A 25,418-nucleotide genomic window follows, 5' to 3' on the forward strand; every position below is an offset into this window, starting at 1 on the left:
AACAGGAGAGTTTTATGGTTTCGCTTCGCAAATTGTTCGTCACCGTTTCGGCCATGGGCCTTGCCCTGCAGGGATGCACCACCGCGACGTCTGGCGTGGGCGAACCCGCCGCGGTGGCGCCGGTCGCCTCCGGCTCGGGCCCGGCGCTGTGGAAGGCCGCCGATGCCGATACGACGATTTACCTGTTCGGCACGGTTCACGCCCTGCCCCAGAACGTCGAGTGGTTTCCCGGAATGATCGAGAATGCCCTGAAGGGGTCGGGCGAACTGGTGACCGAGATCCCGGTTTCCGCGATGACCGATCCGGCCACCCAGCAGGTGATCATGCAGAAGGCCATGCTCCCCGCCGGCCAGTCGCTGCGCGATCTTCTCAGCGACACGCAGCGCACGCGCTATGAAGCGGCGCTGGCATCCTTCTCGCTTCCGCCCGCCGCGTTCGATCAGTTCGAACCCTGGTTTGCCGCGATCACGCTGTCGGTGCTGCCGCTCATCAAGAACGGCTGGACTGCGGAAAGCGGGGTCGAGCATGTGATCAATACGAAGGCCGGGCCGGCGATGCCGCGGTCCGCGCTGGAAACGGTCGAACAGCAGATGGCGATCTTCGACACGCTCTCGCAGGACGCACAGGTGGCGTATCTCGATAACGTGGTCGAGAATATCGATCAGGTGCAGCCCACGATGGACCGGATGCTGGCCGAATGGGTCGAGGGCGATGCCGACGATCTGGCGGATATCATGAACGAAAGCATGAGCGACCCGGCCCTTGCCAAGGCCCTGCTGTACGATCGCAATGCCAACTGGGCGCAGTGGATCGATGACCGGATGGACCGCCCGGGCACCGTGTTCGTCGCCGTGGGCGCAGGACATCTGGCCGGCGACCAGAGCGTGCAGGATTACCTCGAGCAACGCGGCCTCAAGGTCACCCGCGTCAAGTAGGACGAGGCGCGTGGGCGCTTTCGCTGCCCTTGCAAGCGTCATGCGGCGGTGGGCCTTCGGGCTTGCCGCCGCTGTTGCGCTTGGCGGATGCGACCGGGCGCCGGACGAGCCGGCCGTACAGGCGTCGCCCGCCTTGTGGGCGGTCTATGCGCCCGGCGCCAACGACGACGCGCAGACGCCCGATGCCTGGCTGTTCGGGACGATACACGCCCTGCCCCCGGGGGTCGCCTGGCGCACCCCGCGGCTCGATACTGCGATCCGCCATGCCGGGGTACTTGCAGTGGAAGTGGCGGGACTGGACGATGATGGCGACGCGATCGCCGCGACCTTTCGGCGGATGGCGCAGGATCGTCCTCCGGCCGCACCGCTAGTCCGACGTGCAGACCCCGACCTGCGCGACGAACTGGCCTTGCTGCTTGCCCGCTCGAACATATCCGCCCCGGGGGACGGAATGGAAACCTGGGCGGCGGCCTTGATGCTGGCCCGCCTGGCACAAGAGGGCGATCCCGCGCTCGGCGTGGACCGCGCCCTCATCGAGGCGTTCGATGCGCGCCTCATCCTCGAACTCGAGGGGGCGCAAACGCAGTTCGCCGTCTTCGATGCCCTGCCCGAGCAAGAGCAGCGCGACCTGCTGAACGCAGTCATCGTCGAGGCGAGCGAACCGGCCGGCCTCGCAGGCCGCCTGGGGGATGCGTGGATGCAGGGCGACACGGAACAGATCGAGATGCTGAGCCGCCGCGGAATGCTCGCCGATCCGGAACTGCGCGAGGCTCTGCTCGACAGGCGCAACCGGGCCTGGGCAGCGGCCATCGTCAGGCTGATCGAAGACAGACGGCGCCCGCTGGTGGCAGTCGGCGCCGGACACATGATCGGATCGGCGGGGCTCCCGGCCCTGCTTATTCGGCAAGGTTATCGCGTGCGCCGAGTCCAGTAGCTTTGCGCGGCCGTCCCCTCGGGCGGCGGCGCTGGTCTTGCATTTGCGCGGCATCCTGCTATCGGCGCGCCTCCCGGCGTCATGGTCATCCCTGGAGGCGTGGCGGACCGGGTGTTCCGATGCATTCGAAAGGCAAGACCCATGAGCGACGCTCTGACCCTGCCGGCCGAGGCGCGCGAACGGGCTGGCAAGGGAGCCTCCCGTCAACTGCGCCGCGAAGGCCGCGTACCCGCCGTCATCTATGGCGGCAATGAAGAACCCACCCTCATCCACGTCGAGGCGAAAGCGCTTGTGAAGCAGCTCGATACCGGGCACTTCATGAATTCGATCGTCAACATCGAAGTCGGCGGCGAAACCATCCGCACCCTGCCCAAGGACGTGGCCCTGCACCCGGTCAACGACCGGCCCGAGCATGTGGATTTCTTCCGCCTCGTGCGCGGCGCCAAGGCGCAGGTCAGCGTGCCCGTCGTGTTCCTCAACGAAGACGACAGCCCCGGCCTCAAGAAGGGCGGCGTGCTCAACATCGTGCGGCACGAACTCGAACTGATCTGCGATGCCGACAGCATCCCGAGCGAGATCGAGATCGATGTGACCGGCAAGGACGTTGGCGATTCGATCCACATTTCCGACGTCACCCTGCCCCAGGGCGCGGAAAGCGCGATCACCGATCGCGACTTCACCATCGCCACCCTGGTTGCCCCGTCGGCGCTGCGCAGCGAATCCGACAGCACCGAGGCTGACGAGGTGCCCGCGACCGAACAGGGCGGCGGCGAAACCGAGGACGACAGCGACGGCGAATAACGCCCGGACTGCACCATCCGATCACGCTGACGCCGGTCCCCAAGGGGCCGGCGTCTTGCGTTGGGGCCTGCTTTGCCCCTCCACGCTTGCCCCGCCCGCGCCAGCCGTTATGCGCCTGCCCATGCAAATCTGGACAGGTCTGGGCAATCCCGGCCCGCAATACGCGCTGCACCGCCATAACGTCGGGTTCATGGCGGTCGACGTCATCGCCGAGATGCACGGCTTCGGCCCGGTGCAGAAGAAGTTTTCGGGCTGGGTCCAGGAAGGACGGGTCGAAGGCCGCCGGATACTGCTGCTCAAACCCGCGACCTTCATGAACGAAAGCGGCCGCGCGGTGAGCGAGGCGCTACGGTTCTACAAGCTTAGTCCCGAGGCGCTGACCGTGTTTCATGACGAGCTCGACCTTGCGCCCTTCAAGGTCAAGGTCCGCATCGGGGGCGGATTGGCAGGACACAACGGCCTTCGCTCGATCGACCGGCATCTTGGCCCCGAGTTTCGCCGCGTGCGCATCGGTATCGGCCATCCTGGCAGCAAGGACCGGGTGACGGGGCATGTGCTGGGAAATTTCGCGAAGCAGGAATTCGATCCCCTGTCCGATATGCTCGCCGCCCTTGCCGCCGAGGCGGGCTGGCTGGCGCAGGGCGACGAAGCGCGATACATGAGCGAGATCGCGAGCCGGCTTCGCGCGGAGGATTGATGGACAGCCCCGCCCCCGCTCTCGCTCCGACACCCGGCAAGGTCGCCGCGATGCTGACCTTTCAGTTCGCGCTGTTCACGGTCGTGGGGGCATTGCTGTGGCGATTGTCGGGCCGCGATCTGGCGGACTTCGTGCGCGCCGATCCCCGCGAATTTGTCCAGGGATTGCTCCTCGGCGGCATGATGATCGTGGTCGCCTGGGGCTGTTTTCGCTGGTTTCCGCGTCTGTCCGAGCGACTGGTGCGGATGCAGGCGCCCGGCTATTCCTTCTTTCGCCGCAAGTTCGGCTGGCCGCTGGTCGTCCTCGTCTCCGTCGGTGCCGGGGTTGGCGAGGAGGCGCTCTTCCGGGGCGGAGTGCAGACCTTGCTCGGAAATTATGTCGGCATACCCGCCGCAATCCTGATCGCGTCGGCGCTGTTCGGGCTGGTCCACCGCAGCAAGCCGCTGATCATGGCGGTGATCGTGCTGATCGGCGCGCTGTTCGGAACCCTCTTTGCCTGGACCGGAAGCCTTCTGACCGTGATGGTGGCTCACGCGATCTACGATGTTTTCGCCTTGCATTACCTCCTTCAGGAAATGCGCCGGCTTGGGCTGAGCTGAGGCTGGCCAAGCGCCGCCCGCCCCTCTACAGGCAGCGCGATTTTCTAACCTTTCCATCGGAGTGACGCATGGGTTTCCGCTGCGGGATCGTGGGCCTGCCGAATGTCGGCAAGTCGACCCTGTTCAACGCACTGACCGAAACGCAGGCTGCGCAGGCTGCCAACTATCCGTTCTGCACGATCGAGCCCAATGTCGGCCAGGTCGCCGTCCCGGACGAGCGGCTGGACCGGATCGCATCGATCGCAGGGTCTGCGAAGATCGTGCCGACCCAGCTGGCCTTCGTCGACATCGCCGGCCTTGTGAAGGGGGCCAGCAAGGGCGAAGGGCTGGGCAACCAGTTCCTCGGCAACATCCGCGAGGTCGATGCCATCGTCCATGTGCTGCGCTGCTTCGAGGATGACGACATCCAGCATGTCGCCAACAAGGTCGATCCCATCGCCGATGCCGAGGTGGTCGAAACCGAACTCATGCTGTCCGACCTCGAGAGCCTGGAAAAGCGCGTTCCGGCCGCCGCCAAGCGGGCCAGCGCGGGTGACAAGGAGGCCAAGGTGCAGGCCAGCGTGCTCGGCCAGGCGCTCGACCTTCTACGCGATGGCAAGCCGGCCCGCCTCACCGAACCCAAGGACGAAGAAGAGGCGCGGGTCCTGCGCCAGGCGCAGCTGCTGACTGCCAAGCCCGTGCTTTATGTCTGCAATGTCGCGGAAGGGGATGCCGCGAACGGCAACGCCCTGTCCGGGCTGGTGTTCGCCAAGGCCGCGGCCGAAGGCGCGCAGGCGGTGGTGGTTTCCGCCGCCATCGAAAGCGAACTCGTGGGGATGGAGGAAAGCGAGCGGGCCGAGTATCTGGCGGAACTGGGGTTGACCGAAAGCGGGCTCAGCCGCGTCATCCGGGCGGGTTATACCCTGCTGGGTCTGAACACCTTTTTCACCGCCGGCCCCAAAGAGGCGCGGGCGTGGACCTTCCCGGTCGGCGCCAAGGCCCCGCAGGCGGCAGGCGAAATCCATACCGATTTCGAACGCGGCTTCATCCGCGCCGAAACGATTGCCTATGACGACTATATCGCCCTCAACGGCGAAAGCGGCGCGCGCGAAGCAGGCCGGCTGCGGCAGGAGGGCAAGGAATATCTCGTCCAGGACGGCGACGTCATGCTGTTCAAGTTCAACGTGTGAGCGGGTTCCGGGTCCTGGGCATCAGCTGGATCGGCGTCGGCAGCGATTCCTACGACGGCACGCTGGCGCTGTTCCGCGATATCCTCGGCCTTGAGGTCGAAACATCGGTCGAAAGGCAGGCGATCCTGAAAACCGCGGCGGGTCAGCAGGTCGAAGTGTTCGGCCGCGAAGGCCCGGGCAAGGTCCGGAACACGCCGCCGGCGATCGGCTTCGAGGTCGACGATCTCGATGCGGCCCGCGATGCATTGATTGCCGGAGGCGTCGAACTGGTGGGCGAGCCCGGTTCGTGGGATAGCCACCGCTGGCAGTATTTTCGCACCCCGGACGGCTTCATGATGAGCATCAAGACGAGCAGCGGAGGACCGACATGATCACAAGGCAGCAGGTTGCGCGCGCGATGGCCCCGCTTTGCGCGCTGTTGGCGCTAGGGCTTGGCGGGTGCGCGGCCGTGGTCGACGGGGCAGCCCCGATTGCCAACGCAGCTGCCGCCACTGCCACCGATCGCCAACCGGTGACCATTCTCGTCTCGATCGACGGTTTTCGCCCCGACTATCTCGATCGCGGGCTGACGCCTGCCTTGTCGGCGCTGGCCAGCAGAGGCGTGCGCGCGGCGATGCGGCCTGCGTTTCCCAGCAAAACCTTTCCCAATCATTGGGCGGGTGTCACCGGCGTCGTTCCCGACCGCAACGGGATCGTCGCCAACAGCTTTACCGACCCCGCGCGGCCGAACGAGAAGTTCACCATGGCCACCACCGATCCGTTCTACTGGGCGGGCGCGGAGCCGATCTGGGTGACGGCAGAGCGGGCCGGCATCCGCACGGCGGCGATGTTCTGGCCGGGATCGGCGGTTGCCTGGGGCGGCGAGGCGATACCGGGCGGATATGGCCGTATCGAAGGCGGCACCCGGCCACAGGACTGGACCGCGTTCGATCAGAACGTCTCGCCTACTCAGCGGGTCAATACGGTGATCGACTGGCTCCGCCGGCCCGAAGCCATCCGCCCCCGCTTCGTCACGCTGTATTTCGACGAGGTCGATACGGCGGGCCACGCCTCGGGCCCGCAGAGCGCCGCCGTCAACCGGGCCATCGCCAACGTCGACCGCGATGTGGCCCTGCTGCTTCGCGGTCTGGCCGAGCTGGACCAGCCGGCGAACATCATCGTCACCTCGGACCACGGGATGGCCGAAACCCGTGCGAGCCGGACCATCGAACTCGATGCCCTGCTTGCAGCGGACGCCTATCAACTGGTCGAAGCCGGTCCCTATGCCACGCTCAACCCCGCGCCCGGGCGCGAGCGCGAGGTCGCAGCGTCGCTGTTGATCGCCCACCCGCGGATGCAATGCTGGCGCAAGGACGGCATTCCGGCGCGGCTGCGCTATGGCAGCAATCCCCGGATCCCGGCATTTCTCTGCCTTGCCGAAACCGGGTGGCAGATCTTTCCCGCCCGCAGAGCCGATGCGGATGAGCAGGTGGGCGGCGCCCACGGCTACGATAGCACGGCCCCAGAAATGGCTGCCATCTTCATTGCCGATGGTCCGGCCTTCCGCGACGGCATCACCGTGCCCGCGTTCGACATCGTCGATGTCAATCCGCTCCTTCGTGCCGTCCTGGGCCTGCCGCAGGATCCGACACTTGACGGACGATTGGACCCGGTCGCCTCTACCCTCGAACCGCGTTGACCGGAACGCTTGCCGCCGGGCCCCGTTACCGACAAAACGAACGGGGAGAGCGGGATGGTCGACAAGTCGGAAAAGTTCAACTGGCTGGTGCGCATCGGCTATTTCAGCCGTGCGGTGCTCTATTTCGCGCTCGGTCTGATCGCGCTGACCGGCGCGGCCCGGATCGCCCAAGGAACCGACGGGATCTTCCAGGCAATCCGCGGCTTCCCGCTTGGCACGGTCCTCCTCTGGGTGATGGTCGTCGGCCTGTTCGCCTACGCCCTCTTCCGCCTCGCTTCGCTGGTCTTCGATATCGAGAACAACGGCAGCGACACCCGCGGCTGGGTCCACCGGATCGGTCACGGCGCCAGCGGTATCGCGCACCTTGCGCTCGCCTATGCCGCCTTCAAGTTCGCCACCACTCCTGCGGCTCCGGCGAGCGACGGGGCGCAGCAGGCGGCATCGACGCTCCTGTCGTACGAATTCGGCGGGGTCGTCCTGGGGCTTATCGGCATCGCTTTCCTGGGTGCGGCATTTTCGCAAGCCAAGAAAGGCATCACCGGCAGCTTCATGAACCGCATCAGTGCGCAGGCACCGGATGCGACGCGGTGGCTCGGCGCGGCGGGCTATCTCGCCCGCGCAGTGGTCTATGTGGTGATCGGCTGGTCGCTCATCCGTGCAGGCTTCCTGATCAGCACCGCGGAGCAGGTGAAAACGCTGGGCGATGCAGTCGCCAGCCTCGCCGACGATGGTATCGTCTTCACGCTGACGGCGCTGGGCCTGATGCTCTTCGGGCTCTTCAGCCTCGTGCTGGCCCGGTATCGGATCATCCCTGAAATGGACGTCGATGGCCGCATCCCCAAGTTTCGCGCCGGCCGCTGAACGTACGCAAAGCCAGGGTTGCGGTCGCCTTCACGCTGGTCCACCACTGCGTTCATGAAACACTACGAAGACATCAAAGTCGGCACTCGGCAGTCGTTCGGTCGGTACGAGGTGACCCGCGATGCGGTGATCGAATTTGCCTCCAAGTTCGATCCGCAACCCTTCCACCTCGACGACGAGGCCGCTGCCGCAACCCATTTCGGCCGGCTTTCGGCAAGCGGCTGGCATACCTGCGCCATGACCATGGCCATGCTGGTCGAGAACATGAAGGACGACCGGCAGGCGGGGCTCGGCTCGCCCGGGGTCGATCAGCTGCGGTGGAAGAAGCCGGTGTATCCTGGCGACACCTTGCGGGTCGAAAGCGAGATCATCGAGAAACGCCGCAGCGAATCCCGTCCGGAAATGGGTATCTTCAAGAGCCGCATCCGCACGCTGAACCAGAACGACGAGACCGTCCTCGAAATGATCAGCAACGGGCTTATCCGCACCCGCGATCCCGCCGGGAAGGATTGACCGGGTTCACGACCCGCACTGCGCGATCCCGCTTGCCTCGTAGACCGTACGATCCCGCCCATCGATGACCGTCAGGCGTGCGGGATAGTTGACCACCTCGGTATCCGCCTCTTTCGCCGCGGCTGCCTGTTCTGTCTCGATATCGAGAGTGAAGGCATATTCGCGCCCCGTGTACCGCCGGTAGGAATTGAGCGGCTGTTGCGCACTGCCCTTGTCGGCGGCGAAGGTCAGCACCTCGCCGCCGCGCTTCATGTAGCCTTCCTCCGCCTGCGCCAGCGCGATCGCACCGATGCCCCCACCCTCGGCGACGAAATTGCATCCGGCCCCGAACAGATCGTTCCGTTCGATATCGGGATAGGTGATCGGCTGCGGTTCCAGCACTTCGGGTGGAGGCTCCTGATTGGCGATGACCGCGGCGACGTCCCGCGCATCCTGCGCGGCCTGCTCCTCCGGCGTGGGGCCACAGGCGCCGAGTGCGATCGGCACCACCATCGGGAGCAAGAGCGAAAATCTCGGTCGCATGATATGTTTCCTTCCATCCTGACATGCGACAGTTTGCGCCAAAGCGCTTGTCGCATTCGGCGGTCCATTTATGGGCTGCAGCACGATGGGCGAAGTGCGCGACTCGATCTATCACCGGCAACTGGCCCGTCAGGCCCGCCGGATCGCGGCGACCCACCCCGATCCGCTGGTCGCCCGCCGGTTGCGCGAAGAGGCCATACGGCACGATCGCGTGGCGGTTCAGCTTGCCCGCGAAGAGGGAGATACGGCGACCGGCCCGAACTCGGCCGCCCCGCTAGGCGGTCTGATAAGAAAGGTGCGCGGCTGGTTGCGCTAGGCGCAGCTAGTGCCTGCCGAACAGCTTTTCGACATCGGCCATAGCCAGCCTCACCCACGTCGGTCGGCCGTGGTTGCATTGACCCGATCGGGGCGTGCGTTCCATTTCGCGCAGGAGGGCGTTCATCTCCTCGATCCGCAAGGCCCGCCCCGCCCTGACCGATCCGTGACACGCCATGGTGGCAAGGACCAGATCGAGCTTTTCGCCCAGCAGCAGCGCCTCGCCATTCACGGCAAGATCGTCGTCGATGTCGCGCAGCAGCCGTGCCGGGTCGGTGCGGGCGATGGCATGTGGCACGGCGCGGACCAGCATCGCGGCCGGCCCGAACCGTTCGATGACTAGACCGTGCCGGGCAAGGGTCGCTGCCGCTTCCTCCAGCCGGTCGCAGCCCGGTTCGTCCAGTTCGACGACTTCGGGGATCAGCAACGCCTGACTGCGGGCGACCGCATCTTCGGCTCCGGCAGAGCGCAGGCGCTCGAGCACCAGTCGCTCATGCGCGGCATGTTGATCGACCAGGATCAGGCCATCGGCGGTTTCCGCGACGATGTAGGTGCCGGCAATCTGGCCCCGCGCCACCCCGAGGGGATATTCTGCAATGTCGCCCGGCGGAACCACCTGGTTGTCTGCCCGGGCCTGCGGTTGGGCATCGAACCCGGCCTGCCGCCCCTGCCATTGCGCCGCCTGCTCGGCCACCCGGCTGGCGGCCTGCTCCCACCCGGCGCCGCCGAACATCGATCTCTCGGGGGGCGCCGATGGCCAGGCAGAAGCGTGTTTCACAGGCTCGACCGACCAGCGCGCCATCGCATCGGCGTCGGCCGGCTGGACACTGCGCCGGTCCCCCGTGGCGAGGGCCTGGCGCAGGCCCGACACGATGAACCCCCGCACCGCCGCCGCATCGCGAAAGCGCACCTCGGTCTTGGCCGGGTGGACATTGACATCGACGTCCTCGCCCGGAAGATCGAGGAACAGCGCAAGCACCGCGTGCCGGTCCCGCGCCAGCATATCGCGATAGGCCCCCCGCACCGCGCCGGTCAGTAGCCGATCCTTCACCGGGCGGCCGTTCACGAACAGGTACTGGTGATCGGCGACCCCGCGATTGTAGGTCGGCAGGCCGGCTACTCCCGAAAGCCGCATGGCGCCGCGTTCGAGCGCGATGGCGACGGCATTGTCCTTCAACTCGCGCGCGATCACCTGCGCAACCCGGTCATCGAGCGCTTCGCCGGGGCCGAGGTGCAACACCCGCCGATCGCCATGTTCGAGGGTAAAGCCGATGTCGGGGCGTGCCATCGCCAGCCGCCGCACGACGTCGAGACAGGCCGCGTATTCGCTGCGCGCCGAACGCAGGAACTTGCGCCGCGCCGGTACCCGAGCGAACAGCTGCTCGACCCGCACCCGCGTGCCGGGCGGCATTGCAGCAGGCCCTTCGCCGGCCAGCACGCCGTGATCGACCGTGCGGCGCCAGCCCTGCGCCGAACCCTGAGGCCGGCTCTCGGCGGTGAAGCGCGCGACGCTGGCGATGCTCGGCAAGGCCTCGCCGCGGAAGCCCAGGGTCGCCACCTGATCGATCGCATCGCCCGGCAGCTTGGAGGTCGCATGGCGTTCGAGCGCGAGCGCGAGCTCTTCCGCCGTCATCCCGCAGCCATCGTCCGTCACCTCGAGCAGCGCGAGGCCGCCTTCGGACAACCGGACCTCGATCCGCGAGGCCCCGGCATCGATCGCATTTTCGATCAGTTCCTTCAGCGCCGAGGACGGGCGTTCCACAACCTCGCCGGCGGCGATCTGGTTCACCAGCGTGTCCGGAAGGCGGCGGATCTGCGGCATCGCCCCGGCCTAGCGACGAAAAGCCGCAAATCCGAGCCGGACGATGCGCATTTCCCCCGAACGCTGCACGGAAATTTTTGGCATTTCGCAATGAGTGTCGCTACAGACCCGCATCGTTTCATCAGGGGTGCCGCAAAACGGGACAACGGCGGGCGGCCTTCCCAGCGCAATGACGGGCAATCGAAAGCACATGGGCTTCTTCAGCAATCTTCTCAAATTCGGCGTGTCGAACATGGCGATCGACCTCGGCACTGCCAACACGCTCGTTTACGTGCAGGATCAGGGTATCGTGCTCAACGAACCTAGCGTGGTCGCGCTGGAAACGATCAACGGCATGAAGCGCGTCAAGGCCGTGGGCGACGATGCCAAGATGATGATGGGCAAGACCCCCGATTCCATCGAGGCGATCCGCCCGCTGCGCGACGGGGTGATCGCCGATCTCGACGTGGCCGAAGAGATGATCAAGCACTTCATCCGCAAGGTCAGCGGACGCAAGAACCTGATGCGCTTTCCCGAGATCACGATCTGTGTGCCCTCCGGCTCGACCAGCGTCGAACGGCGTGCGATCCGCGACGCCGCATCGAACGCAGGCGCGAGTCAGGTCTATCTCATCCTCGAACCGATGGCCGCCGCGATCGGTGCCGACATGCCGGTGACCGAGCCGGTCGGCTCGATGGTCGTGGACATCGGCGGCGGCACCACCGAGGTGGCGGTCCTGTCGCTGCGCGGCCTTGCCTATACCACGAGCGTCCGGACAGGGGGCGACAAGATGGACGAGGCGATCGTCAGTTACGTCCGCCGCCATCACAACCTGCTGATCGGCGATTCGACGGCCGAACGGATCAAGAAGGAATACGGCGTTGCCCGTCCGCCGGCCGACGGTATCGGCGAATCGATCACGATCAAGGGGCGCGATCTCGTCAACGGGGTGCCGAAAGAGATCACGATCAATCAGGGCCATGTCGCAGAGGCGCTGGCCGAACCGATCGGCGCGATCATCGAAGGCGTCCGCATCGCGCTTGAAAACACCGCGCCCGAACTTGCCGCCGACATCGTGGACCAGGGCATCGTGCTGACCGGCGGGGGTGCGCTGATCGGCGGGCTCGACGAATATCTGCGCGAGGAAACCGGCCTTCCCGTGACCATCGCGGAAGACCCGCTGTCCTGCGTCGCCCTCGGCACCGGCCGCGCCATGGAGGACCCGATCTATCGCGGCGTCCTGATGACCGCCTGAGGCACAGTTAGGAGGGGCCATGGCGCCGTCAGGATCCCGGCGCTCTGGATATTCGCGCCGGGCGCAGTACAACCTGTTTACCGGCTATATCGTTGCCGGAGTGGGGGCCCTGCTCGGGGCGGGCCTCCTGATCCTGTCGTTTTTCCAGCCAACCCTGTTCGGAACCCCGCGCGGGGCAGCACAGGACGCCGTCTCGCCGGCCACCCACAGCGCCGCCTGGCTGCGGACCGGCTCCAGATCGCTGTGGGATTCGATCAGCGGTTACTATCGGGCGGGATCCAAGAATGCCTTGCTCAAGCAGGAAATGGAGCTGGCACGCATCCGCCTGGCCGAGGCCGAAGCGGTCAGGGCCGAGAACCGCCGGCTGAAGGGCCTGCTCGATCTGCGTGACGACGGCCGGCCGCAGGTTGCCGTCGCTCGGCTCGTCAGCTCGACGCCTACCAGCACGCGGCGCTTCGCCTATCTCGGCGCCGGTGCGGCGCAGGGAGTCCGGGTCGGCATGCCGGTGCGATCCGCGCGGGGCGTGGTCGGTCGCATCCTCGAAACGGCCCGCGGCAACTCGCGCGTGCTTCTGCTGACCGATCCCGAAAGCGTCGTCCCGGTCCGCCGCGCGACCGATGAAACGGTGGCATTCGCGGAAGGGCGCGGAGACAGCCTGCTGCGCATCAAGTTGATCAATCTTGGCCTCAATCCGCTCAAGAAAGGCGATATCTTCGTCACCAGCGGCGCGGGAGGATACTATCCCCCCGGTATTGCCGTGGCGATCGTCACCCAGCTCACCGATGATGGCGGGCTGGCGCGGATCATCAGCGATCCGGCAGCTACCGATTTCGTTGCCGTCGAGCCGATCTTCGAGCCGCAGGCGCTGACGGCGGCGGCGGCGCCCGAGGACGGCTCGCAAGGAGCCGATGACGGGACGGACGCCGGTCCGGCTGACGCAGGAACCGCCGCGTCCCCCGCGCCTGGCGCTGCCGCTGCGACCGCTTCCGACCCGCCCGCATCCGATACGTCGGAGTAATGGAACGTCTCGAACCCCGGGCCCGGCGCGATGCCTATGGCAGCCGGATAAACCGCGAACCGTCCGCGGCGATCGCGAACGTCGTCCCGTGGGTTTCGATCGTGATCGCCATCATCCTTCCCACCATCGTGATCGCAAGCGCGATGCCGCTGGCGCCGCCGCTTGGCTACATGCTGTTCCTCGGCTGGCGCCTGGTCCGACCGGGCCTGCTGCCGGTCTGGGCGGGGATGCCGCTGGGCCTGGTCGACGATCTGTTTTCAGGGCAGCCGTTCGGTTTTGCCATTCTTACCTGGTCGATCACGCTGCTCGTCATCGAAGCGCTTGAAATGCGCATCCCGTGGCGCAGTTTCTTACAGGACTGGTTCACCGCCGGTATAGCTCTGTGCGGCTACATCGTCTTCGGTTGGCTGTTTTCAGGGGCGGAGCCGACCATCCCCGGCCTAGTCGCATCCCTGCCGCAGATCGTTCTTGCCGTGCTGCTTTTCCCCGTGATCGCCCGTTTCGTCGCCGCGCTCGACCGGCTGCGCCTGCGCCGCTGGAAGCGGGTCTGATGCGCCTGTTTCCCAAGCGGCGGCGCGCACGGCGGCGGCGCAAGGACCTCGTCAGCCGCACCACGCTGGACAACGCCTTCGATCGGCGCACTTTCGTCGTCGCCGGTGCAATGGGCGGGCTGGCGACAATTTTGGCCGGACGCATGGCCTATATCGCCGTCGCCCAGAACGAGCGCTGGGAGCTCGAATCCGAAAGCAATCGCGTCAACCTGTCGCTGATCCCGCCGCGGCGCGGCTGGATTCTCGATCGTAACGGCGCGCCCCTGGCGTCCAATCGTGCGGATTTCCGCGTCGACGTGATCCCCGACCGGATGAAGAATGCCGATCGCACGATCTCGGAACTGGCGGGCATCCTCAATCTCGAGGCGAACGCCGTTGCCGATGTGCGCAAGAACATCCGCGATGCGCGCGGGTTTCAGCCGGTCGAGGTGGCGACCGGGCTGAACTACGATCAGTTCGCCGCCATCAGCGTGCGATTGCCCGATCTGCCCGGCGTGGTGCCCCAGCGCGGTTTCTCGCGCTTTTACCCCACCGGGCCGAGCGTGGGCCACCTGATCGGTTACGTCGGCCCGGCGTCGGCCGAGGAGTACGAGGAGAACCCTGACCCCCTGCTGATCACTCCGGGGTACAAGATCGGCAAGGACGGGATCGAGAAGATCTTCGAGCAGAAGCTGCGCGGCGTCCCTGGGGCGCGCCGGGTCGAGGTGACTGCATCGGGACGGATCGTGCGCGACCTGGAAACGCGCGAGGACACGCAGGGCGATCCGGTCAAGCTGACGATCGACGGTCCGCTGCAGGATTATGCCGCCCGCCGCATCGGGCTGGAAAGCGGGTCATGCGTGGTGATGGACTGCGAGAGCGGCGACATCCTGTGCATGGCATCGATGCCCAGTTTCGATCCCAACAGCTTTTCCGCCGGCATCGGACGGGTCGAATACAGCATGCTCAGCGAAGACGAGCGGGTGCCGCTGCGCAACAAGGTGCTGAAGGGGTTGTATCCGCCCGGATCGACCGTCAAGCCGATGGTTTCGATGGCCCTGCTGCGCGCCGGCATCGAACCACAGGAAACCGTGTATTGCGGCGGCGGCCTGAGAGTGGGCAACCGCGTTTTCCGCTGCTGGAAGCGCGGCGGGCACGGCACGGTCGATATGGCGAAGGCGATCTATCAATCGTGCGACGTCTACTATTATGCGATGGCGCAGCGCACCGGAATGGACCCGATCGCGGTCATGGCGCGGCGGTGCGGTATGGGGCAGCAGTTCGACCTGCCCGTCATCAGCCAGTTCTACGGCACCGTTCCCGACCCGGCATGGAAGCTCAAGAAATACGGTCGCCCGTGGCAGGCATACGATACCGTCAACGCCACCATCGGCCAGGGCTACATGCTGTCCAACCCGTTGCAACTGGCGGTGATGAGCGCGCGGCTGGCCACCGGGCGGCACGTCCAGCCCCGCCTGACCATGGCGACACCGATCAAGGGCTTCGAGGAGGTGGACTTTGCCGCGGACCACGTGACCTACGTGCGACAGGCGATGAGCGATGTGGTCAACGGCCCCGGTACCGCCGGGCGGGCCAAGCTGCCGTTCGAGGACATCATGATGGCAGGCAAGACCGGCACGGCGCAGGTCGTCTCGCTCAGCAAGTCGGACGGCAAGAGCGGCCCGTGGAAATATCGCGACCATGGATTGTTCATCTTCTTCGCCCCGTTCGACCGGCCCCGCTATGCCGGCGCAGTGGTGGTCGAACATGGCGGCGGATCGGGTTCCGCCTACCCGATCGCGCGTGACGTGATGACGTTCCTGTTCGATCCGGACAAGGGCATGGACGCCCTGCGCGGTTTCGAGCAGCAATGGGGCGGCACCGCGCAGGAGCGGCTGAACGCCAAATATGCTGCCTATGCCCGCGCCGCTGGCGAGGATGTGAAGCCGGCGCCCAAGCGCCCGGAGGAAATCTTCGACCAGGTCGAGGCCGAAGCCCGTCTCGCCGCCAAACAACCCGAGGCGCTGGCCGATCAGACGCTTCAGCCACGGATCGATACCTCGCAGGATGCTGCCCGGGTGCCCGAATGAGCACCATCGTTCCCGCCCCGATTGCCCGCCAGCCGTGGCAGCTTTTCTTCCCCCTGTTCGGGCTGGTGCTGTTCGGCGCGGCGGTGCTGTACTCCGCGGCCGCAAGTTCGATCAGCCCCTATGCCGATTCGCATCTCCTTCGTTTCGGCATCTTCTTCATCATGGCAGTGGTGATCAGCCGGCTCGATCGGCCGCTGGTGACGTTCATGGCCTATCCGGCCTATGTGGTGGTCCTGCTGCTGCTTGTCGCGGTCGAGGCGGCCGGGGCGATCGGCGGCGGGAGCCAGCGATGGCTGGAAGTCGGGCCGATCCGCATACAGCCTTCCGAACTGATGAAGCCTGCCGTCGTGGTGGCGCTGGCCCGCTATTACGGTGATTTGCCGGCGGGAATGGTGCCGACCTGGCAGGCGGTCATCCCCGCGGGTCTCATCATATTGATGCCCATGGCCCTGGTGCTGCTGCAACCTGATCTCGGCACATCGCTCGCCATCGCCTTTGGCGGCGGGCTCGTGATGTTCCTCGCCGGGCTCCCGCTGCGCTGGTTCGTCGGCGCTGCGGTGGCCGCAGCAGCCGCCATTCCCTTTGCGTTCTTCTTCTTCTTGCACGACTATCAGCGCAGCCGGGTGACCACCTTCCTTGATCCGGAGCGGGACCCATTGGGCGAAGGCTATCAGATTACCCAATCGAAGATCGCGATCGGCTCTGGCGGAATGTTCGGCAAGGGCTTCGGTGACGGCTCGCAAAGCCACCTGAACTATCTTCCCGAACCGCACACGGACTTCGTGTTCGCCACCATGGCCGAGGAGTGGGGGCTGATGGGCGGCCTGTTCACGATCCTGTGCTTCGCCCTGATCCTGAACTGGGGCCTCAGCGTCGCACGAGCGAGCGAGGACCGGTTTTCCAAACTGCTCGCCGCCGGCATGTCGGCCACGATCTTCTTCTATGTCGCGATCAATCTGCTGATGGTCATGGGGTTTGCCCCGGTGGTGGGGATCCCCCTTCCGTTCATGAGCCATGGCGGCAGTTCGATGATGACCAACATGATCTGCATCGGCGTGTTGATGATGGTGCGGCGCTGGAGCACCAAGTCACAGCGGACCGGTTTGCTGGTGCGCTAACTCACGGGTTTGCGGACGAGCACAAGGGGCGAGCGAACCCCCTTTCCAAGCAGAGATAAGCCGCTATATCAGCGCTTCCCGATTCGGGGGCGCCACGGCGCCGCAATCCGATCGCGAATGGACGCATAGCTCAGTTGGTAGAGCAGCTGACTCTTAATCAGCGGGTCCTAGGTTCGAGCCCTAGTGCGTCCACCACCTTTTCAGAGACTTACCAGCAGGGGTCGGCCGGGCTTCGGCTTTCCGCAATCACCTGGCAATCACAGTGGCCGATCTGAGCGGGCAAGCTGTGGTTCGATGCTCCGCCTGATCTATCAGAAGCCGAGGATGGGCGAGGCTGAGCACACTATCAGCTTTTTCGCGCCTCGCGTTATTGCGACGTAGAGGTTGTGGAAATTCAGGTCGTCGCCGTCCAATACAACAGCGATATCGCCTTCTAGGCCCTTCATCAGCAGCGTGCTGCCGACCGAACGCCCGGCGAGTGGACGTCCGACCAGGCGGCTCTGCTCCCGCACCTGGATCGTCGAATCGTAAAACGATGGCGCCTGCGGCCCCAGACAGCCACGAAACGCGCGGATGCATGCGCGCATCACCGCGTCACGATGAATTCCGCCGGACGCCTGCCGACCGAGTTCCACGAGAAAATCTAGCGCCGCCGAATAGCTGCGATCGCTGACCAACGAATAACCAGCAGCCTCCAAAGGGCCGTTTGGCGGAAGGCCCAACGCAATATGGTTTCTGATCTCAGCGGCCACCTGGACGGCGCCAGCGCCAGACATCAACTCATCGGCGAAGGCAGACAATTCCTCTAGCGCGCTCACAGAGGTCGGTTCGAATGACCGCCCGAACTCAACGAGATCCTTCAGGTCGACCGCTTCGAGGACGATCGCTCCTGACACTCGGCTGGCGATACCCCGCTGCTGCGCCGGCCACCTCGAAAATCCAATGATGAGCACCTTTTCGTCGGCCATCGCCGGAGTCGACGCTGCGGCAACTCTCGCGGCCAGATCATTGGTCCCGGTGAGCTGAACCCACTCCACCCGACCTGCGGGGCCCGTGCGCACGTCGACCGGCTGTCCCGCGACCATCGAGGCCCGCGCCTGAAGGAGCCAATTGCCGAGATCCGCCGCTCCCGCGTTTATCCATCGCCAAGGCTGTGTCAGCTGCGCAACGACGGGGAAATAGGAACATACGTCGTCATCCCACCCGGGAAGGTCGTCGCCGCCGAACCCGAAGATCGCCTGGAGAGGATCACCAAGGACGCAAGTTGGAAGCGTCTGGGCCAGCCAAGTGACCATGGCATGCTGCCGTTGCGAGCAATCCTGATACTCGTCGACGATCAGTCGGGCGTAGCTTGCCCTCACGACATCTGCGACATGACCGGCCGCAAGAAGCGTCGTTGCGGCATTCCGTATCGCTGGGTAATTCGCGCCGGGGTTGCCAAGCCGCAGCGTTGCTGGATCGATCTCGCTCCGGAAGGGAAACGTCGCCGCGAGCCGCATCGCCCAGCCATCGAGCGTCGCCAATCGATAGCGGGTTGCGGGAACACCAAATGCATCTAGTCGACCGCGGAGAGCCGCAACCCCCGCATTTGTGTGCGTCAGGACGAGTATCGGCTTCGGCCCGCGATGGCGCTTGAGAGCGTTAGCAATGAGATACGTCTTTCCGCACCCCGCCGGTGCGGTCACCGCACCGCGACTGATGGTCAAAAGGTCGACCATCACGAATCCTTCGCAAGCCATTCAAATATTCCGCCGATCTGGTCCCTTCCGGGCTGCTGGAATTCAGCAAGCCCCGGACCGAGGATTTCCCGGCCGACATGTTCCATCCACCCTACCTGCTTGAACCATCCGGACTTTTTCGCGCGCGATGCCGACGCAAGCAGGGTCCTGTTTGCCGGTGACGCATCTCCCCGCACGGTGGCGAGGTTCTTCGAGCCTTGGGAGATCGTCGAGATCTTGCTGTTCACGTGATCGTCACCGTGAACATCAACGGCATAGTCCAGCAGCCGGTCGATGTCGGCTTCACGAATGCCGTGAAAGAGTTCGTCCTCGAGAGCAAAGCCTGGGCGCCATTTCACTAGCTCTCCGCCGTCGAGCTGGAATTGCGCTTCGACCATCAGATCCGGCTGCTCGTCGTCGTCGCGGAGCACCATGGTTCGGTAGCCAAGAGCTAGAAACGCTGTGGCTCTTCCATACAACTTGGAGACGCCGCCGGCATCAACCAGGGCACCGCCGAGCGTCTCGATGCTCTTGCCGCCATTCGCAGCCGCATATTGGCTCAGCCCGCGGAGAAGCCCCACCTCACTTGCGCCTTCGCACACGATGACGGATCGGGCGAGGAATGCTTCGGGGAACACTCTGAGGGCGCCTTGGATGGCGCCGTCGGTTCCGGCAAGACGCATCTCGTGGCGGTCCCCACGACGCCGCATGATCCACAACTGCGACCCTGCGATCTCACGGACGACTACTGGCGAATGCGTGGTGGCAAATGTCTGCACCTTCGGTTGCTGAGCCTTGACCTCAAGCGACTCAAGAAGGCGGGCGACACGGTGGGGCTCTAGGCCATGCTCAAGCTCATCGACGAGAAGCATCGTCGAAGATTTTGAGGCCTCGCGTTGTAGCCCAGCAAGAAGCAGGCGGCTGGATCCGACCCCCAGGCTCCGCAGGGGAACGCCATCGCCATCGTGCAGACTTATTGCGCCGCCGGTGATTGAGACACTCTGAGCCTCAAGCATCGCCCTCGCGGCATCGCCGACGGATATACCGAGTTCGCCGGCCGTGCGAGTGACGATCTCGAGCACGTCCTTTAGCTGGTCCTTCACTTCGGTGCCGAACGCCTCGCGCGCATCCCGAGCGGCCTTCGTCATGAACGCGCCGAAGTCCGGCTTCTCTTCGGAGAGCTTGGTTAGAATGCTTCCGCGGCGCCATCCGAGGTTCTGCACCGCCAGTTCGCCAATGCGACTTGGGGCGAGCCGCTGCCTGTCCGCCCAGATCAGGTTGCGCGATAATCCGGCGGCGGCAGCGCGATCCGAATAAAGCGACCACGCGGGCTCCAGATCGTTAGCCACCGTGAGCACCACCGTAAGGATCGTGTCCAGACCCACCCCAGGCTCATCTTCTGTCCGGCCAGTCGCCACCTCGAACCCGCGAAGATATTGGCCATAGGCCTCCATGACCTTCAGAGGCTCGTCGAGGTCGCCGATCGACACTGCGATTTGGATCGGCTGCATCAGGTCGAGCGCGTGAAAATCGGCGTCGGTGAACTGCACGTTCCGACGTGCGCCCAGACAGAGATCAATGGCGTCCAGAATGGTGGTTTTGCCGCTATCCCCGGGTCCGACGATGCAATTCAACCCCGGCGTCGGGAACCAGTCGAAATCTCGGATGCTCCGGAAATTTCTGATGTTGATCTGCCTGATCCGCGCCAAATCTTCCTCCCCCCAGAATCTGATGACAACACTGCTTCCGCGGCCCGATTATAGCCGATGGTAGGGAAATCGCCGCGCCCGGCAACGGGCTCGCAGTGATTTCGCCGCAGTTCGAAAAAACGATGAACTATTGTGCGACCCGCGGCCCGCTGTGATACACCACGCGGGCAACCTCATCGGATGCGCAAGCGTCCGCGCTATTCCGCCAACACGTCGACCACACTCCGTCCACGGGCGACCGGGGTTACGGTGATCTTGACTGGGATGCGCTCCTTCACTTCTTCAATATGGCTAATCACGCCGACCCTCCGGCCGGTAGCGTGGAGCTGCTCGAGCATTGCGATCGCAGCCCCCAGGCTCGCACTATCAAGCGCGCCGAAACCTTCGTCGATGAACAGGCTTTCGATATGGAGACCTTGACTGGTCGACATCTCGGAAAGGCCCAAGGCAAGCGCGAGGCTGACTAGGAATCGCTCGCCTCCGGAAAGGTTGTGAAGGCCCCGCACCTCGCCGGCTAAGTCATGGTCGATCACCTGAACGAGCATATCGCCGCCAGTGCCCCGCTGGAGCTCGTAGCGAGGCTTGAGTTCCGCAAGGCGGGCGTTGGCGTGGCCGAGCAGTCGATCAAGCGTGAGTCCTTGCGCGAAGCGACGGAATTTGTTTCCGGTCACGTCGCCGATCAGCGCGTCGAGCTGAAGCCAGACGTGTGCCTTGGCTTGTCGTTCTGCATGCTCGGCGCGCAAAGCGGCGGTGGCGGCCCGGGCGGCGTCGTCCTGACGGATCACTAGCGCCGCTTGGCCTTCGGTTTCACGGGCCTGCGCCTGCTTCGCTTCAGCCGCATCGACAGCTGCTGCAAGCGCATCGCCGGCCAGATCAGGCACGTCCGTTGCGACATGGGTTGTGTAATCATGGGTTCGGGCGCTGTGTTCGGCCTCGGCGCGGGTGACTGCTTCGTCGAGGAGATCCAGCGCCTTCTGCTCGGCGGCCAGCGCGCCCTCCCCGGCGTGCGCCTCAGCCGCGACAGCGTCCGGCGTGAGGCTCATAGCAGCGAGCCGCGCCGCAAGGTCGGACGATCGGCGGGCCGCCTCGGTCTCGTCGGCGCTCTGTGTTTCGCGCCTTGATTGGAGCGAGGCCTCGGCTGCGGCGCGTGCCGCGAGTGCGCCGCTCGCAGCCGTTCGCGCCGCCTTGATGGTAGTCGCTGCCAGCTCCAGTCCTTCTTCGAGCCGCCCCGCGACAGCAGTGGTGGCCTCGCCGCCCAGCAAGGCCGCTCGTTCATCACTCAGGCGTTGGTGCCGCTCGCCGAGCCCGGCGACGCTCGCTTCCGCCTGGTCGCGTGCGCTGCGGGCCTGGGTCCGTGCTAGGTCTGCCGCGTGAACAGCCTGCGCGATTTCAGGCAGTGCCGCAGCCGCGGCCCTGTGCTCCGTCTCTCGCGTCCGCCACTCGAGGACCAGCTTTGCGAGGTCCGCCCGCGGATCGCGCGCCCGGGTCCAATCAAAGTGGGCCGACAGTTCGGCATCGAGCGCAGCGCCAAGCCGGTTGCGGCGCTCCGAAAGGTCTGCAAGCCGGCGGGTCAAATCGGCCTCACTGGAGATAGCGTCGCGCTCGGCCTGAAGTGCGGCGAGGCGCGCTGCTTCCTCCAAATCACGGGCCGCGCGAAGCCGCTCGACTTCGGCACGCGCATCATCGAATGCTTGCCGCGCAGCCTCAAGCCTCGTCCGGACCGCGTCCGCCTCCATTAGGCATTCAGCCAACGTCACGCGGTCTTCAGTGAGGTCAGCCACAAGGTCGAGATCGGCCGCCGCCGCGGCAGCAGCCAGCGCAGCCTGCGCCGTGGCCTGCGCGGCCCGCACTTCGATCAGCGCTGTGTCGATCCGCTGCTTCTGCGCCTTGAGGGCGGCCAGGCGCTGCTCGGTCGCGGTCGCGCGATCGGCAAGCACCGCCGCGCGTCGCTCGTGCTCGCGCACCTCGTCGTCCAACGCCGCCACGCGCGCGAGATCGGCAGCGGCACGGCTTTCGATCAGGGCGGTCACCGCCTCGACCTCATGCTCCCGCGATCCGCACACCGGGCACGGCTCGCCGGACGCAAGTGTCGCGCGCAATCGCGCGGCAGCCTCATCGCCGGCAGCCTCGGAGAGCGCGCTGCTGCGCCGTGCTTCGTCGAGCCGGGCGCGAAGCTGCGGCAGGTCGGATTCGATCTCACGTGCTTCCGAACGGTCGCGGGCCAGCGCCTCCGTCTCCCGCTCGTGATCCCTACTGACTCGGGCTGCCTCGCCTCCAAGCTGCGCCACGCGTGCGCCATGATGCTCAACCGCATCCAGCTTCGGTTCGATCGCCGTGAGCGCGTCCCGTCGGCGCGTTGCGGCCTCCAGCGCAGGTGGAGACGGCATAGCCGCCTGCGCCCGCTCAAGCCGTGCCTGGGCCGCGGCATGAGCTTCGGCAGCTGAGGCAGCTGCTTCTTCGGCGATGGCGCGAGCCTTGCCTCGGGTGGCGACCTCTGCAGCGACGGTGTTCGCGTCCGTCGAAATGCGCAGGGCCTGCTCCGTCAGCACCACATGCTCCGCAAGATCCGCGGCCAGCGCCTCTTCGCGGTGTGCGAGCGCGCGCCGCGCCTCGTTCGAGGCGATCCATTCCGCAAGCCCGGCAAGCTCTGCCTCCGCATCGCGGCGCTGCTGTTCGGCGGCCTCCCAATCACCTTCGGCCTTGTTGAGTTCCGCAGCCCGCTCCTCCCTGGCGACGTCGAGCGGCACCAGTTCCGCCCCGAGTCGCTCGATCTCTCGATCGAGCGCGCGTGCCTGCTCGAGCGCAGGGCGCGCAGCTTCCAGTTCGGCCTCCGCGCGGCGCAACGCGTCGCTTGCCTCCCGCTCAGCGGCGGCGAGCCGCTCCGCCTCGACGTGCACGCGGTTCAGGTCCGCTTCGAGTTTGGCCACCTGCTCGGCACCGCGGGCGGCCCTGGCCCCGGCCTCTTCGGCTGCCTTCCACTCGGCGACGAAGGCTACTGCCGCACGACGCCGCCGCAGCCCCTCACGCCGCGGGCCGGCCTCGGTCTGCGCGGCCCGTGCTGCGTCGAGCGCCGCTTGCGCCGTCCCAACAAGCTCGGCGAGCTTTGCCGCGGTCTCGTGCCACCGGCGCTCGCGCTCTAGGCAAGTGAGTGCTTCTCCCGCTAACGCAAGCGCGGCCCGCGCCTCGGTGAGCTTCGCCTCGGCATCGGCGCGCGCGACATCGTCGAGCCCGCGATGATCGGCGATGCGCTGCTGGATCTGGGCAAGCTCGGCTCGGAGCCCGTCGGCCTTGCGCTTCGCGGCAACCCCGAGCTGCGCATAAATGCCGGTGCCGGTGAGCTTCTCGAGCAAGGCCGCGCGATCATTGGCGTCGGCTCGGACGAAGGCGTCGAACTCGCCCTGAGCGAGCATCACCGCGCGCGTGAACTGCTCGGCCGTGAGACCGACGCGATCGCGGATCGCCTCCAGGGTTTCGGTGCGGGTGCCACCGATCCGGTCGCCTGTGTCGAGATTGGTAAATTCCTGACCGATGTTCTGGAACGCGCCGTCGGCTTTCCCGCGCGCCCGCCTCACTGTCCAGCGCGCGCGGTAGCGGACCCGGTCGCGCCCGACGAAATCGACCTCGGCATAGCCCTCGCCGGCGCGGTGGCGCAGGACGGCGCGCGGATCGCTCGTGGAGATCGCCTCGCCGCCTTCCGGGCCGACCTGACCGCCGGCTGCGTAAGCCAGCCGCGGCAGCCGGTTGAACAGGGCCAGGCACATCGCATCGAGCACGGTCGACTTGCCCGCGCCGGTCGGGCCGGTGATCGCGAAGATACCGGCAGAGTCGAGCGGCTCGGCAGTGAAATCGACCGCGAAATCGCCTTCGAGGCTGGCAAGATTCCGACCGCGGATCGCCAGGACCCTCATGCCACGTCCTCCGACTGGACCTCGATCAGCAGTCGTTCGAACGCCTCGGCAAGGTCGGCTTCGGGCTCCCTGCCATGCTTCTGGCGGTAGAGCTCGGCGAATACATGTTCGTGCTCGAGCTCGGCCAGCGCCTCTGCCCGCGCCGCGATACCTCCTCCCCCGCCTCCGCCATCGGGATAGACCGGCTGAACGCGGGTGAGCCGCACGGGCTTGTCAGCGAGGGCAGCAGCCACGCGGGCGGCAAGACCATGCTCAGGGCGGTCAAGCAGCACCGATACTTCGACGAACGGCTGCGCGCCGGGGGTCGTGGGCTCGCCGAAGTCAAATACGGCGAGCAACGCCTCGACCTCGGCGATTGGCCGCGCCCCGCTCTCGGGCAACGCGAGGAATGGGGCCAATCGCGGAATTGGCACTTCCTCAACGTGAACGCCTCCGGGTGAAAGATCCACCACCGCGATCGAATGCTTGTAGCCGCGCTCGCTCGCAGACATCGGGAAGGGCGAGCCGGCATAGCGGATCGCAGTGGTTCCCTTCACGACCTGCGGGCGGTGGAGATGACCGAGCGCCACATAGGCCGCGCGCGCATCGAACAGGCTCGCGGCCTCTGCTTCCTCGCCGCCAATCACGATCCGCCGCTCGGAATCGATCGAGACGTCGCCGCCCGCGACGTGGAGATGGCCGGTCAGCACCAGCGGTAGACCGGCGCAGCGCGCCTCGGCGGTCGCCAGCACTTCGCCATAGAGCGAAGCGAGGTCGCCCTGCCCCAGGTCGCCTGGCCGACAATAGGGCACCGCCGCGACCCACGCTGCGGTCGTCCCGTCGCGTCTGGGCAGCGGCACCAGCAGTCGGTCGAAATCGAGTGCGCGCTCGATCCGCGGCAGGCAGCCGACCAGGTGCACGCGACCACGTCCGAGCAGCGCGCCCGGAAGGTTGATCCGCGCCGCTGAGTCATGGTTGCCGCCGACCACAACGATGTGGAGGTCCGCGCAGGCGGACGTCGCCTCCCGCAGAAAGCGATAGAAGCGTTCCATTGCCGGCACCGACGGATTGGCGACGTCAAACACGTCGCCGGTGACAACCAAGCCATCGGCTTCGCGCCGAACAAGCTCACCGATCAGCCACGCGAAGAAGGCGTCATGCTCCTCCGCGCGGTCATGACCGTGAAGTTCGTGGCCGATGTGCCAGTCGGAACTGTGAATGACTCGGAAGGGGCGTGTGGTCATGAAGCTCGCTCTCCGGGAGAGATG

At 65.9% G+C, this 25,418-nt stretch carries 22 protein-coding genes and 1 tRNA gene; 17 read left to right on the forward strand and 6 right to left on the reverse strand.

Annotation, left to right across the window (positions count from 1 at the left end):
- The first annotated feature begins 14 nt into the window (after nucleotides 1-14).
- The 10 genes from ACHFFA_RS03865 (at nucleotide 15) to ACHFFA_RS03910 (ending at nucleotide 8,187) form a co-directional block, all read left to right on the forward strand.
- Nucleotides 15-935, forward strand: coding sequence for a TraB/GumN family protein (locus tag ACHFFA_RS03865; RefSeq protein ID WP_394269522.1), 921 nt, complete (start codon nucleotides 15-17; stop codon nucleotides 933-935).
- A gap of 10 nt (nucleotides 936-945) precedes the next feature.
- A complete protein-coding gene (locus ACHFFA_RS03870; RefSeq protein WP_394269523.1) occupies nucleotides 946-1,869 on the forward strand; it encodes a TraB/GumN family protein in 924 nt (307 codons plus the stop codon).
- A gap of 141 nt (nucleotides 1,870-2,010) precedes the next feature.
- Nucleotides 2,011-2,670, forward strand: coding sequence for a 50S ribosomal protein L25/general stress protein Ctc (locus tag ACHFFA_RS03875; protein WP_394269524.1), 660 nt, complete (start codon nucleotides 2,011-2,013; stop codon nucleotides 2,668-2,670).
- Nucleotides 2,671-2,791: 121 nt separating this feature from the next.
- Nucleotides 2,792-3,367 (forward strand): aminoacyl-tRNA hydrolase, encoded by a 576-nt coding sequence (pth, locus tag ACHFFA_RS03880; RefSeq protein WP_394269525.1) that lies wholly within the window; start codon nucleotides 2,792-2,794, stop codon nucleotides 3,365-3,367.
- Nucleotides 3,367-3,966 (forward strand): CPBP family intramembrane glutamic endopeptidase, encoded by a 600-nt coding sequence (locus ACHFFA_RS03885; RefSeq protein ID WP_394269526.1) that lies wholly within the window; start codon nucleotides 3,367-3,369, stop codon nucleotides 3,964-3,966. Before pth ends, ACHFFA_RS03885 begins: the two co-directional genes overlap by 1 nt.
- Nucleotides 3,967-4,034: 68 nt before the next feature.
- A complete protein-coding gene (ychF, locus tag ACHFFA_RS03890; RefSeq protein WP_394269527.1) occupies nucleotides 4,035-5,135 on the forward strand; it encodes a redox-regulated ATPase YchF in 1,101 nt (366 codons plus the stop codon).
- Nucleotides 5,132-5,506: a VOC family protein gene (locus ACHFFA_RS03895; protein ID WP_394269528.1), complete on the forward strand. Its 375-nt coding sequence runs from the start codon at nucleotides 5,132-5,134 to the stop codon at nucleotides 5,504-5,506. The genes ychF and ACHFFA_RS03895 overlap by 4 nt, the downstream gene beginning before the upstream one ends.
- Complete coding sequence (locus ACHFFA_RS03900; protein WP_394269529.1) at nucleotides 5,503-6,813, forward strand: ectonucleotide pyrophosphatase/phosphodiesterase; 1,311 nt, start codon at nucleotides 5,503-5,505, stop codon at nucleotides 6,811-6,813. Before ACHFFA_RS03895 ends, ACHFFA_RS03900 begins: the two co-directional genes overlap by 4 nt.
- Nucleotides 6,814-6,867: 54 nt before the next feature.
- On the forward strand, nucleotides 6,868-7,674 hold the full coding sequence (locus ACHFFA_RS03905; protein WP_394269530.1) for a DUF1206 domain-containing protein: 807 nt from the start codon (nucleotides 6,868-6,870) through the stop codon (nucleotides 7,672-7,674).
- A gap of 54 nt (nucleotides 7,675-7,728) precedes the next feature.
- On the forward strand, nucleotides 7,729-8,187 hold the full coding sequence (locus ACHFFA_RS03910; RefSeq protein ID WP_394269531.1) for a MaoC family dehydratase: 459 nt from the start codon (nucleotides 7,729-7,731) through the stop codon (nucleotides 8,185-8,187).
- A gap of 6 nt (nucleotides 8,188-8,193) precedes the next feature.
- Here the strand turns inward: ACHFFA_RS03910 and ACHFFA_RS03915 are convergent, their stop codons facing one another.
- Nucleotides 8,194-8,709 (reverse strand): hypothetical protein, encoded by a 516-nt coding sequence (locus tag ACHFFA_RS03915; protein WP_394269532.1) that lies wholly within the window; start codon nucleotides 8,707-8,709, stop codon nucleotides 8,194-8,196.
- Between the two features lie 70 nt (nucleotides 8,710-8,779).
- On the opposite strand from ACHFFA_RS03915, the gene ACHFFA_RS03920 reads away from it, so the two are divergent.
- The gene (locus ACHFFA_RS03920; protein WP_394269533.1) at nucleotides 8,780-9,025 is read left to right on the forward strand and encodes a hypothetical protein; all 246 of its coding nucleotides are present in this window, start codon (nucleotides 8,780-8,782) and stop codon (nucleotides 9,023-9,025) included.
- A gap of 6 nt (nucleotides 9,026-9,031) precedes the next feature.
- Here the strand turns inward: ACHFFA_RS03920 and mutL are convergent, their stop codons facing one another.
- Nucleotides 9,032-10,846 (reverse strand): DNA mismatch repair endonuclease MutL, encoded by a 1,815-nt coding sequence (mutL, locus tag ACHFFA_RS03925; protein ID WP_394269534.1) that lies wholly within the window; start codon nucleotides 10,844-10,846, stop codon nucleotides 9,032-9,034.
- 190 nt (nucleotides 10,847-11,036) lie between these two features.
- On the opposite strand from mutL, the gene ACHFFA_RS03930 reads away from it, so the two are divergent.
- The 6 genes from ACHFFA_RS03930 to ACHFFA_RS03955 all read left to right on the forward strand — a co-directional run bounded on the left by ACHFFA_RS03930 (nucleotide 11,037) and on the right by ACHFFA_RS03955 (nucleotide 17,031).
- A complete protein-coding gene (locus tag ACHFFA_RS03930) occupies nucleotides 11,037-12,080 on the forward strand; it encodes a rod shape-determining protein (RefSeq protein ID WP_394269573.1) in 1,044 nt (347 codons plus the stop codon).
- Nucleotides 12,081-12,099: 19 nt separating this feature from the next.
- Nucleotides 12,100-13,098, forward strand: a complete 999-nt coding sequence (gene mreC / locus ACHFFA_RS03935) for a rod shape-determining protein MreC (RefSeq protein WP_394269535.1) — start codon at nucleotides 12,100-12,102, stop codon at nucleotides 13,096-13,098.
- On the forward strand, nucleotides 13,098-13,649 hold the full coding sequence (locus ACHFFA_RS03940; RefSeq protein WP_394269536.1) for a rod shape-determining protein MreD: 552 nt from the start codon (nucleotides 13,098-13,100) through the stop codon (nucleotides 13,647-13,649). The genes mreC and ACHFFA_RS03940 overlap by 1 nt, the downstream gene beginning before the upstream one ends.
- Nucleotides 13,649-15,718 (forward strand): penicillin-binding protein 2, encoded by a 2,070-nt coding sequence (gene mrdA, locus ACHFFA_RS03945; protein ID WP_394269537.1) that lies wholly within the window; start codon nucleotides 13,649-13,651, stop codon nucleotides 15,716-15,718. Before ACHFFA_RS03940 ends, mrdA begins: the two co-directional genes overlap by 1 nt.
- Nucleotides 15,715-16,836 carry a rod shape-determining protein RodA gene (gene rodA / locus ACHFFA_RS03950; RefSeq protein WP_394269538.1) on the forward strand — a complete coding sequence of 374 codons (1,122 nt, stop codon included), beginning with the start codon at nucleotides 15,715-15,717 and terminating at the stop codon, nucleotides 16,834-16,836. Before mrdA ends, rodA begins: the two co-directional genes overlap by 4 nt.
- 119 nt (nucleotides 16,837-16,955) lie before the next feature.
- A tRNA-Lys gene (locus tag ACHFFA_RS03955) sits at nucleotides 16,956-17,031 on the forward strand.
- 116 nt (nucleotides 17,032-17,147) lie between these two features.
- On the opposite strand, the gene ACHFFA_RS03960 is transcribed toward ACHFFA_RS03955, so the two are convergent.
- From ACHFFA_RS03960 to ACHFFA_RS03975, 4 genes are all read right to left on the reverse strand, one after another.
- Nucleotides 17,148-18,554, reverse strand: coding sequence for a UvrD-helicase domain-containing protein (locus ACHFFA_RS03960; RefSeq protein WP_394269539.1), 1,407 nt, complete (start codon nucleotides 18,552-18,554; stop codon nucleotides 17,148-17,150).
- Nucleotides 18,554-20,263: an ATP-dependent endonuclease gene (locus ACHFFA_RS03965; protein ID WP_394269540.1), complete on the reverse strand. Its 1,710-nt coding sequence runs from the start codon at nucleotides 20,261-20,263 to the stop codon at nucleotides 18,554-18,556. The genes ACHFFA_RS03960 and ACHFFA_RS03965 overlap by 1 nt, the downstream gene beginning before the upstream one ends.
- Nucleotides 20,264-20,460: 197 nt before the next feature.
- Nucleotides 20,461-24,171, reverse strand: a complete 3,711-nt coding sequence (locus ACHFFA_RS03970; RefSeq protein WP_394269541.1) for an AAA family ATPase — start codon at nucleotides 24,169-24,171, stop codon at nucleotides 20,461-20,463.
- On the reverse strand, nucleotides 24,168-25,394 hold the full coding sequence (locus tag ACHFFA_RS03975) for an exonuclease SbcCD subunit D (protein ID WP_394269542.1): 1,227 nt from the start codon (nucleotides 25,392-25,394) through the stop codon (nucleotides 24,168-24,170). Before ACHFFA_RS03975 ends, ACHFFA_RS03970 begins: the two co-directional genes overlap by 4 nt.
- Nucleotides 25,395-25,418: the final 24 nt, after the last annotated feature.

The organism is Qipengyuania sp. (assembly GCF_043423005.1).
Classification (GTDB): domain Bacteria; phylum Pseudomonadota; class Alphaproteobacteria; order Sphingomonadales; family Sphingomonadaceae; genus Qipengyuania.

What these genes read in the sequence shown, in the direction of transcription:
- ACHFFA_RS03865 (WP_394269522.1), top strand. Translation starts at nt 15, where the DNA reads ATGGTTTCGCTTCGCAAATTGTTCGTCACCGTTTCGGCCATGGGCCTT.
- ACHFFA_RS03875 (WP_394269524.1), top strand. Translation starts at nt 2,011, where the DNA reads ATGAGCGACGCTCTGACCCTGCCGGCCGAGGCGCGCGAACGGGCTGGC.
- pth (WP_394269525.1), top strand. Translation starts at nt 2,792, where the DNA reads ATGCAAATCTGGACAGGTCTGGGCAATCCCGGCCCGCAATACGCGCTG.
- ACHFFA_RS03885 (WP_394269526.1), top strand. Translation starts at nt 3,367, where the DNA reads ATGGACAGCCCCGCCCCCGCTCTCGCTCCGACACCCGGCAAGGTCGCC.
- ychF (WP_394269527.1), top strand. Translation starts at nt 4,035, where the DNA reads ATGGGTTTCCGCTGCGGGATCGTGGGCCTGCCGAATGTCGGCAAGTCG.
- ACHFFA_RS03900 (WP_394269529.1), top strand. Translation starts at nt 5,503, where the DNA reads ATGATCACAAGGCAGCAGGTTGCGCGCGCGATGGCCCCGCTTTGCGCG.
- ACHFFA_RS03905 (WP_394269530.1), top strand. Translation starts at nt 6,868, where the DNA reads ATGGTCGACAAGTCGGAAAAGTTCAACTGGCTGGTGCGCATCGGCTAT.
- ACHFFA_RS03910 (WP_394269531.1), top strand. Translation starts at nt 7,729, where the DNA reads ATGAAACACTACGAAGACATCAAAGTCGGCACTCGGCAGTCGTTCGGT.
- ACHFFA_RS03915 (WP_394269532.1), bottom strand. Translation starts at nt 8,709, where the DNA reads ATGCGACCGAGATTTTCGCTCTTGCTCCCGATGGTGGTGCCGATCGCA.
- ACHFFA_RS03920 (WP_394269533.1), top strand. Translation starts at nt 8,780, where the DNA reads ATGGGCTGCAGCACGATGGGCGAAGTGCGCGACTCGATCTATCACCGG.
- mutL (WP_394269534.1), bottom strand. Translation starts at nt 10,846, where the DNA reads ATGCCGCAGATCCGCCGCCTTCCGGACACGCTGGTGAACCAGATCGCC.
- ACHFFA_RS03930 (WP_394269573.1), top strand. Translation starts at nt 11,037, where the DNA reads ATGGGCTTCTTCAGCAATCTTCTCAAATTCGGCGTGTCGAACATGGCG.
- mreC (WP_394269535.1), top strand. Translation starts at nt 12,100, where the DNA reads ATGGCGCCGTCAGGATCCCGGCGCTCTGGATATTCGCGCCGGGCGCAG.
- ACHFFA_RS03940 (WP_394269536.1), top strand. Translation starts at nt 13,098, where the DNA reads ATGGAACGTCTCGAACCCCGGGCCCGGCGCGATGCCTATGGCAGCCGG.
- mrdA (WP_394269537.1), top strand. Translation starts at nt 13,649, where the DNA reads ATGCGCCTGTTTCCCAAGCGGCGGCGCGCACGGCGGCGGCGCAAGGAC.
- rodA (WP_394269538.1), top strand. Translation starts at nt 15,715, where the DNA reads ATGAGCACCATCGTTCCCGCCCCGATTGCCCGCCAGCCGTGGCAGCTT.
- ACHFFA_RS03960 (WP_394269539.1), bottom strand. Translation starts at nt 18,554, where the DNA reads ATGGTCGACCTTTTGACCATCAGTCGCGGTGCGGTGACCGCACCGGCG.
- ACHFFA_RS03970 (WP_394269541.1), bottom strand. Translation starts at nt 24,171, where the DNA reads ATGAGGGTCCTGGCGATCCGCGGTCGGAATCTTGCCAGCCTCGAAGGC.
- ACHFFA_RS03975 (WP_394269542.1), bottom strand. Translation starts at nt 25,394, where the DNA reads ATGACCACACGCCCCTTCCGAGTCATTCACAGTTCCGACTGGCACATC.